The organism is Lactovum miscens (assembly GCF_014202895.1).
In the GTDB taxonomy this organism is placed as follows: Bacteria; Bacillota; Bacilli; order Lactobacillales; family Streptococcaceae; genus Lactovum; species Lactovum miscens.
On sequence record NZ_JACHHV010000007.1, the window covers coordinates 21,179 to 35,820 of the forward strand.

A 14,642-nucleotide genomic window follows, 5' to 3' on the forward strand; every position below is an offset into this window, starting at 1 on the left:
ATGGGAATCAAACTTACCCTCAACCAACTTAACGATGCATGGATTGCATCAGGAAACAAAGTCACTGACCTGAACGACCAAATTAATATGTCGCTCAATGATGACAAATTCTCAGCCGAATCAATGACTGAACTTAAAAATCAACGTGATAATGAAAAGTCACGTCGTGATGCACTACATGAACAGCTTATCGAATCGCAAGCTGAACAAGTCATTAATATGCGTGATGAAGATGTTAAGCCACTGGATAAAAAAGAAAAAGGCTTGAAAGCTAAATTTGTTTCTGATTTCGTCGCAATGGTGACTGATCCAATGGGCTTCCGTCTGAAAAATGCTGTTGGCTCTGCCGATATGGGTACTGGTACTGATTCAGGCGCTGGGCTTACAATTCCTCAAGATCTTCGCTACGAAATCAACCAATTGGTTCGCCAATACGATTCATTGCAAAAGTATGTACGTGTTGAAAATGTAACGACTCAATCCGGATCACGTGTTTACGAAAAATGGGCTGACGTTTTGCCACTAACTATGCTTGACGATGAATCAACATCTATTCCAGATCTTGATAATCCAAAATTGCAGGTTATTAAATACCTTATTAAGCGTTATGCAGGTATCATCACAGCAACTAATTCACTTTTGAAAGATACTGCTGATAACATTCTTGCTTGGTTGACTTCTTGGGTGGCTAAAAAAGTAGTAGTGACTCGTAACCAAGCAATTATTGCAGTAATGGATGCAGCGCCTACTAAACCAACACTTACCAAGTTTGATGACATCATCACCATGATCAATACGGCTGTTGACCCAGCTGTTATTGCAACATCAAGTTTAATGACTAACCAATCAGGCTTGAATCAACTTTCACTAGTTAAAACAGCAGTCGGTAAGTATTTACTTGAACCAGACCCAACACAACCAAATACTTACTTAATTAAGGGTAAAAAGATCATCGTAGTAGCAGATCGTTGGTTGCCAAGCAAAGGAACTGTTAATGTCCCTGTTTATCCACTCTACTATGGCGATTTGAGCCAAGCAGTTACTTTATTTGACCGTGAAGACATGCAACTCACAACGACTAACGTTGGTGCAGGTGCGTTCGAAAGCGATACTACAAAGATTCGTGTCATTGATCGTTTCGATGTTAAAGCAACTGATTCTGATGCTTTCGTGGCTGGATCATTCGCTAAGATTGCAGACCAAGTAGGTAACGTTATATCTACACCAGCTTCTTAATAGACTGATAGAAAAAATAGAGGAGGGATAGAATGAGCGTTGCACTTGATGATTTGAAAGAGCAACTTAGAGTAGATGGAACTGATGATGATACGTCGTTACAGGCATATCTTGATGCTTCAAAATCTTGGATACAGAATGCAGTCACTTCAGACAGTGCAGACGTTCTTTTCTTTTCTGAATCGAATGTTCAGCCACTGTCTAATATCGCAGTCGTTAGCTTGGCAATGGAAATGTGGGCGAATCGCTCACTCTCTATGCCTTTATCAACCGTTACAGATATGATGATTGGACAAATGCGCGGCCTGTATTCAGCTTGGAAAGAGGCTCAAGAAGAACTAGCTTCTACAACTAGCGCTTAGGAGGATAAATGGCAAATAAATATAGTCCAAATGATCTAAATAGGCGCTGTAAAATTGGTTCATTCAAGACTACTAAAACAAAGTCTGGAGGGAGTAAACAAGAATTAGACACGGATAACGCATTAACTGTTTGGTACGGTGCGAAGACTCGAAGTTTAGTACTTCAACTTGGGCTGTCAACAGAAGCAAAAGATGATTTTGAAATCGTTGTGAGGCACAATACCCAATATATTGATATGGGGGCTGTAATGATAGGTACTGATTTGTACGAAATCATCAATGTTTCGCCAGATGATTCAGCAAAATTGGTTACGTATGATTTCATCACTTTAAGGAAAGTCACGAAAGGAACATAATTTTGAAAAGACCAACAGAAATTGTTCAAGGATTAATAGAATCAAGTGGCTTTGCTTTTGATGAGATCTATGAAAACTCAATTCCGCCCGAAAATAGAGATGCTTCAAACGTCACCCAAATTTTACTCACTGAAAGTGAGGATATGCCATCAGATTATGGAAATTCAAACTTTGTGAGGTTTAATTACGGCGTTTACATTCAAATATTTTATTCGGTGGAGACTGAAGTAGATACGATTTCGTCTGAACTTTCTCTCATGCAGTTTCTTGAAAGTAAAGGGTGGCTCGTCACTCAATCGAAACCAAGAATGGAGGACCCAGACACGCACCAGATAATTAAGAACTTGACCGTTCAAAAATCAATGACACTCAGCGAGATAGCAAATAGCTAACTCGTTTTTTAATACAAAAGGAGATACAAAAAATGGCAGTAGTAGGTTTAAAACAAGTTACTCTTGCGTTGCTTGATGACACAGGAGCAATTTTAGCAGGGACGTCTGGTCTTTCCACAAACGGAACGTTCCCGATCACAAATGATATGCTCGGTACTAAAACCGCAAATATCACAAATATTTCAAGCGCACCAACACTGATTTATGGAAATGACGGACAAGTTGATGCTTCAATCGCAAAGGGAACACCTTCCGTAGCGTTTGATTTCAATAATCTTCCAGCAGCAGTCAAAAATAAAGTGCTTGGTCGTGTGAATGACTCTAAAGGTGGGTACACACAAGGCAAAGTGCCAAAAATTGCAGTCTTGATTCAAACAACTGAAATTGGCACGCTTGATGCGCAATACATTGGATTTGCAGCAGGCAAGATGAATGAAACTGCGTTGAACTTGCAGACAAATACGGCTACTGAAGTTCGTGTAGATGATGCATTAACATTCACTGCTTTCTCAGTTTCTAAATGGGGCGGACAAGCTATCAAATTCTTTGATGGCGGAGATGCTCAATTTACTGAAGCAACAATGATGTCAGATGTATTTACTGGTTACACTGTTCCATCAGCTGGATAAAAAATAGTTAGGAATGAAGGCGAAAGGTGGTTCGATTCCACCTATTCCTTTTCAAAAAATAAAATAGAGTTTTTAAGGAGACTACCATGAAATTAACTGTACCAGAGCTTAGAAAAGAAGCGTTTGAAATTACTACTTCAATCAAAAACATTAAGAAAATGCACAATTATCAATTAGAATTAGCAAAGTTTGATGATGATCTTTCGAAAGAACAAGGAAAAGATTTTGCAGAGTTAACCAAAGCAAATGCTATTAATATGATCCACTACCTTGAAAGTTCAGAAGCCTTTATCAAAGAACAACTCGGATTGACAGAAAAAGAAGTTGAAAAACTTGAAGAATTTGGACGTGCAGAATTTGACAGATTAACAAATAAAATCATTCTTATTTTCCAAGGTTATGATGAAAGCTTTATCGATAGAGTCTTTAAGGAAGAGGATGGTGCAAAAGACGGCGAAAAAAAAGAACAAGCGCTGGCGAAAGGATAATCTATCATAACAATCAACTGATTGATTTAAGATTGTTTGAGCAAGATGTCATTAAGAACTGGAATTGGACATTGAAAGAAGTTGATGATCAAGACTATTATGAACTCATGGACGTATTCAATGCCGATGCAAACAAGAAAATGGCATCATTTACCAATATCAAAGAAATGTTCGGGCAATAATATGGAATTTGAAGAATTATTAAATAATTTTGTTAATAATGTAGAAGAAATTAGCACTAATTTATCTATTGAAGACCAGATTAGCATTACTAAAGCTGAAGCATTGGTCTATATGACAGCGCTGGAAGAATATATCAAAGACTCCCATTACAGAGTTAGATCAACTGGAGAAGACCCACATCTAGCAGATAGTATTATGATGAAAGGTACTAATATCAACGGCATTAAGGACGGCTCTTACATCGTTGGATTTGACACGTTAAAAGCCTATATCGCACGTTTTATTAATGATGGTACAAAGTTCCCACAGTTCACTAAAGTGTCTCACAGAGAGTACAAGAACCCTGGAGAAGTAGCAATCACAGCAGACCATTTCATGGATAAATTATATGTTGATGATGTAGTTAGAACGGCAATGATGGAAGCAGGAGCTTTAGAATATCAGAAGATTGTTGCAAAAAGATTTGAACAATGAAATAATACTCGTAAATTAGTGCAATTAAGAATATAATTACTTCATAAAAAATATTTGTGGGGTAGTTATATTATGGGATTACGCATTAGGAAAAGTATTCCAATAGGTAAAACTGGAGTTAAAATAAATTTTAGTAAAAGCGGAGTTGGAGCAAGCGCTGGTGTAAAAGGAATTAGAGCAACAAAATTAACAAATGGTAGAACTAGAACTACTTTTTCATTACCTGAAACAGGAATTACTTATGTTAAAGACTCAAGCACAAATCATCAACCTGAAAAAAATGTAGAAAATATTGGCAAACCATTTAAATCAATTGATACTACTATTTTAAGTAATGGCTCAAATGGATTTCAAAATGCTTTGAATAATTTAAATACAGAGTTAAATAATTTAGAGGACATGTATAGGGAATCTGGGTATTCAGAAAAAGAAGTAAATGATATGATGATTCAAGAAAATAAAAAAATAAATGAAAGGGATGGAATTACATCCCAAAAGAGGTTTTATAAAAAGGCTACAGGATGGCAAGTTATTACTTTAATTATTCTATTTCCAGCATCTATCATATTTTCTGCGTTATTAGGAACGATTTTTATTCCTTATGATGAAATTGAAGATTATTCTCCCCTATTATTTTTAGCAGTTTTATTTTCTTCTATCATTTTCTGGATTATTTATGCTACTTTTTTTAGTAAAAAAATTAAGGTTATTGACAGAATCAGTAAAAATAATAAAGTAATGAAAAGAGTAGATTTTTATAAACTATTAAAAAATGAATTTATTTATGAAAACTATAGTTTAAAATGAGATAAAGTTTGCAAGCGAATACAATTAAGCTTATAATTTCCTTAAATAAAACAATTTTAGGAGATTGGCTTGTGAAAAAATTTTTACTTATTGCGGTTGCAATGATGTCTATTGGAGTATTAAGTGCTTGCGGGAATTCAAGTGCTTCTAGTTCTTCAAATACATCAAAATCAACATCTTCTCATGATTCTAATTATTATTATAATCAAGAAAAAGATTCTTTAAAAAATTTAAAAACTTTGGTAGAAAATGGAGCTCTTAGCAATTCTGATGCAAAACAGGATTTTGAAAAAGAACAAGCTACTGATGCCAAGAATGGCTATGCTTCAAGTCTAAAGTGGACTGATGTATCTACAGATGGAGACACTAGTTCTTCTGATTCTTCATCTAATTCAAATATAGGAACAATAGGCACAACATTTAAAGATTCATCTGACGTTTCATATACTGTGACAGCAATTACACCCAACTCTCCAAATGTGTCTCTTGAAGATGCAAATTCTGGTGAAACTGCTTTAGAGGTAGATGTCACTGTAGTTAATAACGGCAGCAGTGTAGCAGATTTTAATGCAACAAGATTTGATGCATATGATTCTCAAGGTAATACTCTAAATTTAGACTCAGCAACGTATGGAAATGATGTTCCAGATACAATACCTCCTACTATAACTGCAAAGATAGAAATATTTTTTGATAATAGTGGAACTGGTCCTTATAAAATAACTTTAAATAATGTTGTTTGGTCTAGCCAATAATATTTAAGCTAGTTAAATTAAACTAATTTAGGAGATTATTTAGTGAAGAAAATATCATTAATTGGAGTTATTATATTATCAATCAGTTTGCTAACAGCTTGTGGTAATTCTACTGTTAAAAAATCTGATTCATCAAAAATCAGTTCAATAAGTTCAAAATCATCATCATCAGAATCTGTATCATCAAGTAGCTCAGACATACCAGTGCAAAGTAGCTCAGATGTTCCCGTATCAAGTAGCATTCAACCAGTAGATACAGGTGATCAATTAGCTTTTGGAAATATTACGCCATTTAAAAATCCTAATAGTGGAAATGTAATTAATGGAATGGGATTTACAGTTACAAATATCATACCCGACTCTAAAAAAGTAGATGATTTAGACCATATGGTTGAAGTTGATATTGAAATAGGAAATAACTCACAACTTACACCATTTTTTAATTTTGTTGATGGAATTAAAGTAACATCTTCAAGTGGAACTAAACTTATATTTGACAGTGGGAGTGATAATGTAATGGGTGGTGTTGTAAATGTAGACTCAGGAACAAATGATTACCAGGTATATTATGAAAATAACAGTGGAAGTTCTGGCCCATTTAAGGTGAAATATGGTAACTTATATTGGTCTAACTAACATAAAAAATGAATAATTAAAAACGTCTAAAAACATTTAGGCGTTTTTTCTATGCCTTGAAAGGAGGTTAAAATTTGCCAACAATTAGCAAAAATAGCTCAATCACACAGCCAATCGGTATTGATGCAACGCAAGCAGTCAGAAGTATCACGGAGTTAAAGTCAGCTGTTAAAGATGCAACAAACGAATGGAAAATCAATGAAGCTCAATTAAAGGCTTCTGGTAACTCTTTAGGCGCTGCCGAAGCTAAATATACAGGGCTTACATCTGCAGTTAAGGCTCAAAAAGATGTAATTGCAGAGCTTAAAACCGAACTTTCAACGCTCGACACAAAACGTGGCACAGAAGCAGGAGAAGCTTCATGGCAAAAGCTAAATAAGCAACTTAGCTCAGCTGAACGTACGCTTGGATCATATACGAATCAGATGAACAAGGCTGAGACAGCCTTCTATCGTCAAAAGTCTGGTATTGATGAGCTAAGTAACTCATTAAAAGTAAATAATGACCTGACTAAGTCACAGGTAGATTTACTTTCAGCACAAAGAAATAAAGTAGGTGCTGCAAAAGCTGAACTTTCAGGGCTTAATACTTCTTACGAAAAGCAACAAACTTTACTGTCTGCTCAGGTTGCAGAACTAAAGCGCCTTGAAACTGCTGAGGGAACAAGCTCCACTGCAATAGCAGAGCAAAAAGCAAAGGTCAATGAAGCCGGAACAGCTTTAATCGGATATCGTAACAAGATTCTAGAAGCAGATTTAGCGGTTACTAAAATGCACCCTTTCAACGATAAAAATATCCTTGGAAGTGGTCTAAATACTCTTTACCAAACATCGGAAAAAGTAACAACTGCAATGTCAGCAGGATTCGAGAAAGTGAGGCAATCAGCAATGATGGCCTCTTTTGGTATTGCAGCCATTGGTGCAGTTGCAATTAAAGGCGCTCAAGATGCCTCGGCTCTTCAGAATCAATATAAAACAACGTTTAACTTACTAGTTACTGGTGGTGAGCAAGCAGCTGAAGCTCAAAAAAATGTTAACAAAATGCAGTCCGAAGGTGCTGATTTATCTGTCAAATATGGTAAAACACAGAAAGAAATTGCAGATGGATATCAAGAATTAGTTAAAAGAGGCTATTCAAGCGCTCAAGCGTTAGGCGCTTTGCCAACAATGCTTCAAGCCTCAGTCGCTTCTGGTGATGATTTTACAGATGTTGTTCATAATTCAACAGCAGCGCTTGAAAGTTTTGGTAAAAAGGCAACTGATGTTACCGGCATGACTAAAAATACCAAAGAAGTCGTCAATGAAATGGCTTATGCAGCTGATATGACTGCTACAGACTTCTCAAGTTTAGGTATAGCGATGGAATACGTTGGCGCTACAGCTCATCAAAATAAGCTGAGTCTCTCTGAAACTGCATCGGCAATTGGTATTCTTTCAAATAACGGTCTTGAAGCAGATAAAGCAGGTACCGGACTTAGAAAAGTGATGGTTTCATTACAATCTCCAACAAATGACGCTGCAATCGCATTATCAAGTATTGGCTTAAGCACTAAAGATTTCGTTGACCAAAGCGGAAAAATGAAATCAATGACTGATATTTTTGGGCTGTTGAATCAACATACCGAAAAACTTAGTTCATTCGAGCAAGGACAAATCTTCCACGCTCTGTTTGGTACTACTGGTCAACAGGCAGGCTCAATTCTTTCAGCTAATGTAAAACAATTAGGCGAATTAAACGATAAAGTTAAAGAAGCTGCAGATGGTCAAGGATATGTTGTTAGGCTTGCAAACAAAAATATGCAGTCTACTCAAAATGAATTAAAACAATTTAAAGCAGCTGGCGAAGCTGCTTTAATTATGATTGGTCAAAGATCCTTACCCGCCTTAACTGATGCCGCCACTTCGATGGCTAAAGCATTTAATTCAAAAGAAGGAAAACAAGGGCTTGAAGATATCGCCGATTTGATTGCAAATATCTTCCAAGGCACTGTTGATATCGTTAAATTCATTGGAGCGCATAAGCAAGAAGTTATTACTATTGGTGAGATATTCGCTGGGATTTGGGCGGTTAATAAAATTGGTGATGCATTGATCATGGTCAAGAAAATCAACAATGAGCTTAAAATCATGTCAGGGTATAATGCTCTTTCAAATGCATTAGCAGGTAGACCAGTGTCGGTTGCTACAGCTGTTGAAAAAGAAGCTACTACTGATGTTGTAGCTGAAAGTGAAACAATTGCCAGCACTGCTACTAAAACTAGTATTGCTTCTAATGCTTTGAGCAAAGTAACTTCATTAATTCCTAAAATTTTAGGATTAGTTGGGAGTACGACTGGAAGTACAGTACTATCTGGTGGAGTCAATGCAGGCATTGAGTTAATGAGTAAAGATAACTCAGAGCAAAAGGCTGGTGGTGTTCTTGGCTCACTGAGTGGAGCAGCTGCAGGCGCAGCAATTGGATCATTCTTCGCTCCTGGGATTGGAACCGCAATTGGTGCCGCACTCGGAGGGATTAACGGATCTAAGATTGGTAAAGCTTTTAATAAAGAAATTTCAGATATGATAAAAGATGCAAGTCTGAAATCTGAGGGTTATGCCCCTACGCATGAAAATGCTGGGCCAACTCAGGCAGCCAAAGACGTTACAAAGCAAAATACAAGTTTCCAAAACGCTGTTAATACGAGTGCAATAATTGATAACTCTAAAAATAGTAATATTGATGCAGTGGCTAACACAACAACGACTGCCTATGCAAAAATGGGAAAAGGCCTTGATGAATTTTATTCTAATCAGGAAAAAGATTCTAATAAGCAAATCCAAACCCTTTTGAAAAACGGTGCTATCACTCAAGAACAGGCAGATAATCTACTTGCACGCCAAAAAAATGGCGATAAAATGCAAAGAGAGAGTCAGCAAAAGACTTTGGATAGCATGCAGTCTAATAGTACTAACTACTTTAAGACAGTTAAAGTAGCGAATGATAAGTATAACTCTGATTCACAAGCAGCTGAAAAGTCACATGCTCAAAAGATTAAAGATATTCAGTCCGGCAATACAGATGCCTTAAAATTAATTGAACAAAGATATGGTAAAAATTCTACTGAATATCGCCAAGCTAAAAATCAAGAGCTTCAAAATGAAGATGATACATATCATAAATCAAATGAAGCATCAGAAAAGGCTCACTTAGCGACTCTTAAAAAACTCCAAGAAGATTATGCCAAAAAGACTACTAAGGACGAAGATAAATTCAATCAAGAGCTTTCGGTTTCTACAAAAATTGCGCAAAATAAACAAAAAGATTTACTTGAAGAAGTCAAAAAATCTAAGAGCAAACTTAATGCAAAGCAACTACAAGACGTTGTTGAAAAATCAAATAGTGAATATCAAGCTGTTGTAGACAGTGCTAAAAAGGCAAAAGACGGATCAATTAAGTCAGCAAATGAGAAATATCAAAAAACTGTAGAAGCGGCAGATAAAGAACGTGCTGAAAATACATCAATTACTAAAGATCAGTACGATAAAATGATTTCAAAAGCCAAGGATGCACGTGACAGTACTGTCAAAACAGCCAAAGACGGATACACTCAAACTACTCAAATGGCTGGTAAAGATAGAGACGATACGGTTACTGCAGCAACTGATAAAGCTGATAAGTATGTTAAGGCGGCAGCTAAACAAGCAGGTGAATCAACGAAAGAATATGCTAAAGGATTCGCCGATACTGATAATTTCTACAATATGTTTATTGATGGAATTAATAATGTACTTAACTTTATTAGCAAACCATTTGGTCAAAAATGGGGATCAATTAAACATGTAGACGTGCCAAAATACGCAACTGGTACACGAGGCTTGCCAACTAACGAAATGGCACTAGTTGGTGAAGAGGGATTTGAACTTGCTCACGATCAAAATAGAGGTATCTTCCCAGTTGGTTTACAAGGTCCTGAAGTTAGACCCTTGCAAGCAGGCACCTCAATTCTTCCCCACTCCATGTCTAAAAAATTCTTGGAAATGACTGCTGATTTGCCAAAGCATAAGGACGGTGTATCGGGATTTCTTACAGATGTATGGGATACCATTAGCAACGGTCCGGAAAAAGTAATTAACGACACTTATAATTCGCTTGGGATAGGTAAGATAATTGATTCAATGCCTTACTCACTATCAAAAGTGGCGAGTGGTTCAGGGGATATATTAAAAGATGACTTAACTAAATTTGCTAAGTCATTTTTTGATAAAGCCGAATCAGAGGGGACACAAAATGCACCTTCTGGATCTGGTGTACAACGTTGGAAAGATCAAGTTAAAGAAGCACTTAAAGCAAACGGCTTAAGTACTTCAGACAGCATGGTGAGTAAAGTCCTTCGCCAAATCGCTACCGAATCAGGGGGTAATCCAAGTGCAGTCCAACATGGCTATACGGATGCCAATACGATTTCTGGAGACCTTGCAAAAGGACTCATGCAGACCATTTCATCAACCTTTAATGCTTATAAATTCCCAGGGCATGGAAATATTTTTAATGGCTATGATAACTTACTTGCTGCACTTGCTTACGCTAAAGCGAGATACGGTTCAAACCTCTCTTACTTAGGACAGGGGCATGGCTATGAAAACGGTGGGATTGTTGCAAATCATGGATTTGTTGAAGTCGCAGAAGGTAATAAAGCAGAAATGATTATTCCCCTTGACCCGCAAAAAAAGTCAAGGGCGACACAACTCTTAAATCAAGCAACAAAGACAATTAAAGGCAATGAAAGTTCATCAAATAATGATATTGCTTCAGCATTGAATCAAGCAGTTACATTGCTTTCAAGCTTGCTAGGGATCAATCAACAACAATTAACATCGCTGAATAATCAGCCACCCGTCAGAGCGCTAGTTGACGGACAAAGTTTTGCAAAAGGATTAGTTCCATATATGCAAACAGCGACTACAGATTTTCAAGCACGACAAAGTAGATTAGGGGGTAATAAAGCATAATGGCTTTTTCAATTAAATTTAATGAAATTGAACTATCTGATATTGTTGATGGCTTTACCTCTATCCAACGAGATACAGGTGGAGGATTTACCACTAACTTACAGTCTTCGAATGGTGCACCTCAAACGACCCGATACGGTCAAGATTTTCTATTCAATACAGTCAATACTAAAACGATCACGGTGAATTATGTTCTCCATGGGAATTTATCAGACTGGACGTTAAAGAGAAATCGGATTGCTTCAATTCTGAACGTTACAACGCCCTCTCCATTGATCTTTGGAGATGAGCCAAACAAAGTCTGGTACGCAGTTGCTGACGGAAATCAGACACTGGCTGAAGACCTTACCACAATGACAGCTACCGGGGTGCTTACATTCTTGGTACCGTCTGGGATATCCGAATCAACTTATACTCAAACGCTTAATTCTGAAAATTCTGGCGGAGAAAATGGAACCATTACAAAAAATAGTGATGGTTCTTATAGTGCTTTGATAAATAATCAGGGCTCACTTGAAACATTTCCTACTGTCAAAATAAAGTTCCCTTCTGACAATGGCTATGTTGGAATAGTTGGTCAAAGTGGACTGATCGAAGTTGGAAATAAAGAAGAAGCAGACACTCAAAGTTATCTTTACAACGAAAAAATGTTAGATGCTTCTGGAAGTACACTGTTTTCAAAACTCACACAAGCTTCGATTACACAAAGCCCAGCTAACAATGGCGTTGCTTTAAACGGAACTTTAAAATATGACGGTGATGGTATACGCCTTGGAAATTATGGAACTGGATCCAGTTATCATGGCGGTGTACTTAAATTTGATGTCCCAACCGATTTGAGCGGCCATAAAGGCGCTAAAAACTGGTACTCATGGTTTAATATCTTTTTCTGGGCGCAGGCTTTTGGTCAAACAGGTATTATTCAGCTTTGGTACATGGATAAAAATGATGTACCAATCATCATGAATGAAGTTGTGAAATCTGATATGTCTGGCAATACTGCTTACTGGAAAGGCTGGGTTGCAGATGGAAAAGGTGGAATTAGGTTAATTACGCAGGCTTCATTTCAAGCAAACAACGCTGAATCTAATCAATCGTCCCCTAACGCTATGTATTGGCAAGGTGGGGGCGCACAAGATCTATTAAAAAATGGCGCTAATATCGGGTTTTATTGGTATGGCAGGCATAATTTCTATGTTCCTGAAATTGAAAATATGGAAGTTGATCATATCTATGTTGACTTAGGCGCTTATAGTAACAAGTCAATGGTAAGTAATATTTCACTTCGGAAACTAACTTTTGAAGAACAGAACGAAACTTTATATAAAGATGTTCCTAATAAATTTTCTGCTAATTCAGAACTTAACATCGATATGAATAATGGAAAGATCATTAAAGACAGTCTTCCAACAAATAACTTATTTGTTTTAGGCTCGAAGTTCTTTTCACTCCCACCAGGACAAAGCGAGCTAAAGATTATTCCTTCCAGTTGGTTTACAGGAGATCTTGATATAGAAGTAACATGGATTGAGAGGAACCTATAATGCAATTGAATATCCATGGAACTAATTTGAAAATTGTTGGATTTATTGACAATGATATTCCAGGGTTGCCTTCATTTTTTAATGATAACTTCCATACTTATCTCGCTGAAGGCGCCGCAACCTTTGATTTTACAGTCAACAAATTTAAAAAAGGTGTCTTACAAGATTATTGCCAATATCTTAATGAGCAATCTTACATTAGTCTTAATTACAACAGTAGAGATTATTTATTTTACGTGGCGAATTTAATTGATAACGATCAGTTTATCACTTTATCTTGCGAATCATTGAATCTTGAAATGATCAACGAAAACGTGAATCCGTTCACTTCAACGACCGCTCAAACGATTGAGTGGTACATTGCTTCAATGGGTATCTTATCCTATGCAAAAATCACTTTAGGGATTAATGAATTATCAAGTTTGACTAAAACATTAAGCTATGACAGTCAAGATACGAAGCTTGCTCGATTGCTTGCTTTAGTTGGTGATTTTGGCGGTGAGTTTGAATTCATTACAGCTTTAAATAGTGATGGCACTCTTCAGAGTATTACGCTCAATCTTTATCGAGCAAATGACGGAAATCAAATCCAAGGAGTAGGGAAAAAGCGTGATGATGTCACGCTTTTTTATGGCAAAAATGTTGTTGGGATAGAACGACAGGTTGATAAAACGCAGATTTTTAACGCAACAACCGTAACTGATTCTAACGATGCAGTCAATTGGAACGCCTCTGCTTGGTCGGTTAACAATGCGAACGGCCAAGAGGAATTCTATAAGAGAGCTGGAAGTGATACAGCTTATGCACCACTTTCGAATGTAATGTATCCATCTCAAACCTCTTCTGATTCCTCAGATACATGGATCAGAAAAGACCTTTCGGCTAGTGCAACGAGCGCGGATGATCTCTGGGCTTATGCGCTTAGTCAGTTTAAACTTTATGCTTATGCAATTGTTACATATGTAGTAACCGCAAGTAGCAAGCTCCTGTCTGAAACTGTAGGCAATGGAACACCTCTCGCGATTGGTGACACGATAATTATTCAGGACGATAATTTCCCAAGTGGTTTGATCTTATCTGCTCGAGTGTCTGAAATGCAAATTAGTTTTTCAAATCCAGCGAATAACGTTATTACTTTTTCTAATTTTACGAAACTTCAAAGTCAAGTTTCAGACGATTTAATAAGTCAAATGAATGCTTTGGTCGACGCAGCCACTCCTTATCGTTGTGAGGTCTGGACGACAAACGGAACAAGCTTTAAAAATGGTACTGGCTCAACAGAGTTACAAGCGCATGTCTTTAAAGGTTCTGATGTTACTGAGGTAACCCCTGATACTATTCAGTGGATCGCAGATGGTACGCCTATCAGTTCTGGAAATGGCGGTAACTCACCTAATTTAACAGTCAATGCAAGTGAGATATTTCAAAAATCAGTGATCAGTTATCAAGCAACTTTTGGAACTAGAACTTACAACAGCCCTGATATCACAATGCTTGATGTTTCAGACGGTACAAGTCCAATCAATCTAGTTATTGAATCGAGCAATGGTTACCAGTTTAAAAATAATATCATCAATACTGTTTTAACTGCAAGGCTTTATCAAGATAACAACGAAATTGATACTGATGGGACTGAATTTGTCTATGTATGGACAAAAATTAATGCAGATGGCGCGGTTGATACTACTTGGAATTTACAACATCAAGCAGGGTCAAAATCAATCACAATCACTAATAGCGATTTACAACAAAGGGCAACATTTGATTGTGTTGCAACCTCACTATTTTAAAA

The 14,642-nt window shown here is 36.9% G+C and carries 14 protein-coding genes; all 14 read left to right on the forward strand.

The features are described from left to right. Nucleotides 1-1,236: a phage major capsid protein gene (locus HNQ37_RS02985; protein ID WP_183539194.1), complete on the forward strand. Its 1,236-nt coding sequence runs from the start codon at nucleotides 1-3 to the stop codon at nucleotides 1,234-1,236. A gap of 32 nt (nucleotides 1,237-1,268) precedes the next feature. After that, nucleotides 1,269-1,598 carry a head-tail connector protein gene (locus HNQ37_RS02990; protein WP_183539196.1) on the forward strand — a complete coding sequence of 110 codons (330 nt, stop codon included), beginning with the start codon at nucleotides 1,269-1,271 and terminating at the stop codon, nucleotides 1,596-1,598. Nucleotides 1,599-1,606: 8 nt separating this feature from the next. Beyond that, entirely contained in the window at nucleotides 1,607-1,954 is a 348-nt protein-coding gene (locus HNQ37_RS02995) for a phage head closure protein (protein WP_183539198.1), read from the forward strand. 2 nt (nucleotides 1,955-1,956) lie between these two features. Further along, a complete protein-coding gene (locus tag HNQ37_RS03000) occupies nucleotides 1,957-2,346 on the forward strand; it encodes a DUF806 family protein (protein ID WP_183539199.1) in 390 nt (129 codons plus the stop codon). Nucleotides 2,347-2,378: 32 nt separating this feature from the next. Continuing rightward, nucleotides 2,379-2,975 (forward strand): phage tail protein, encoded by a 597-nt coding sequence (locus HNQ37_RS03005; protein ID WP_183539200.1) that lies wholly within the window; start codon nucleotides 2,379-2,381, stop codon nucleotides 2,973-2,975. Between the two features lie 86 nt (nucleotides 2,976-3,061). Beyond that, nucleotides 3,062-3,463: a phage tail tube assembly chaperone gene (locus HNQ37_RS03010; protein WP_183539201.1), complete on the forward strand. Its 402-nt coding sequence runs from the start codon at nucleotides 3,062-3,064 to the stop codon at nucleotides 3,461-3,463. Between the two features lie 32 nt (nucleotides 3,464-3,495). Further along, nucleotides 3,496-3,645, forward strand: coding sequence for a hypothetical protein (locus HNQ37_RS03015; protein ID WP_183539202.1), 150 nt, complete (start codon nucleotides 3,496-3,498; stop codon nucleotides 3,643-3,645). Nucleotide 3,646: 1 nt separating this feature from the next. Next, on the forward strand, nucleotides 3,647-4,120 hold the full coding sequence (locus HNQ37_RS03020; protein WP_183539204.1) for a hypothetical protein: 474 nt from the start codon (nucleotides 3,647-3,649) through the stop codon (nucleotides 4,118-4,120). A gap of 72 nt (nucleotides 4,121-4,192) precedes the next feature. Then, on the forward strand, nucleotides 4,193-4,927 hold the full coding sequence (locus HNQ37_RS03025) for a DUF4236 domain-containing protein (RefSeq protein ID WP_183539206.1): 735 nt from the start codon (nucleotides 4,193-4,195) through the stop codon (nucleotides 4,925-4,927). A gap of 8 nt (nucleotides 4,928-4,935) precedes the next feature. Beyond that, entirely contained in the window at nucleotides 4,936-5,682 is a 747-nt protein-coding gene (locus HNQ37_RS03030; RefSeq protein ID WP_183539208.1) for a DUF4352 domain-containing protein, read from the forward strand. Between the two features lie 42 nt (nucleotides 5,683-5,724). After that, nucleotides 5,725-6,318 carry a hypothetical protein gene (locus HNQ37_RS03035; RefSeq protein ID WP_183539210.1) on the forward strand — a complete coding sequence of 198 codons (594 nt, stop codon included), beginning with the start codon at nucleotides 5,725-5,727 and terminating at the stop codon, nucleotides 6,316-6,318. Nucleotides 6,319-6,392: 74 nt separating this feature from the next. Further along, the gene (locus tag HNQ37_RS03040; protein WP_183539212.1) at nucleotides 6,393-11,306 is read left to right on the forward strand and encodes a phage tail tape measure protein; all 4,914 of its coding nucleotides are present in this window, start codon (nucleotides 6,393-6,395) and stop codon (nucleotides 11,304-11,306) included. Further along, nucleotides 11,306-12,850 (forward strand): distal tail protein Dit, encoded by a 1,545-nt coding sequence (locus HNQ37_RS03045; RefSeq protein ID WP_183539214.1) that lies wholly within the window; start codon nucleotides 11,306-11,308, stop codon nucleotides 12,848-12,850. Before HNQ37_RS03040 ends, HNQ37_RS03045 begins: the two co-directional genes overlap by 1 nt. Next, on the forward strand, nucleotides 12,850-14,640 hold the full coding sequence (locus HNQ37_RS03050; protein ID WP_183539216.1) for a phage tail spike protein: 1,791 nt from the start codon (nucleotides 12,850-12,852) through the stop codon (nucleotides 14,638-14,640). The genes HNQ37_RS03045 and HNQ37_RS03050 overlap by 1 nt, the downstream gene beginning before the upstream one ends. Nucleotides 14,641-14,642: the final 2 nt, after the last annotated feature.

What these genes read in the sequence shown, in the direction of transcription:
- HNQ37_RS02985 (WP_183539194.1), top strand. Translation starts at nt 1, where the DNA reads ATGGGAATCAAACTTACCCTCAACCAACTTAACGATGCATGGATTGCA.
- HNQ37_RS02990 (WP_183539196.1), top strand. Translation starts at nt 1,269, where the DNA reads ATGAGCGTTGCACTTGATGATTTGAAAGAGCAACTTAGAGTAGATGGA.
- HNQ37_RS02995 (WP_183539198.1), top strand. Translation starts at nt 1,607, where the DNA reads ATGGCAAATAAATATAGTCCAAATGATCTAAATAGGCGCTGTAAAATT.
- HNQ37_RS03005 (WP_183539200.1), top strand. Translation starts at nt 2,379, where the DNA reads ATGGCAGTAGTAGGTTTAAAACAAGTTACTCTTGCGTTGCTTGATGAC.
- HNQ37_RS03010 (WP_183539201.1), top strand. Translation starts at nt 3,062, where the DNA reads ATGAAATTAACTGTACCAGAGCTTAGAAAAGAAGCGTTTGAAATTACT.
- HNQ37_RS03020 (WP_183539204.1), top strand. Translation starts at nt 3,647, where the DNA reads ATGGAATTTGAAGAATTATTAAATAATTTTGTTAATAATGTAGAAGAA.
- HNQ37_RS03025 (WP_183539206.1), top strand. Translation starts at nt 4,193, where the DNA reads ATGGGATTACGCATTAGGAAAAGTATTCCAATAGGTAAAACTGGAGTT.
- HNQ37_RS03045 (WP_183539214.1), top strand. Translation starts at nt 11,306, where the DNA reads ATGGCTTTTTCAATTAAATTTAATGAAATTGAACTATCTGATATTGTT.
- HNQ37_RS03050 (WP_183539216.1), top strand. Translation starts at nt 12,850, where the DNA reads ATGCAATTGAATATCCATGGAACTAATTTGAAAATTGTTGGATTTATT.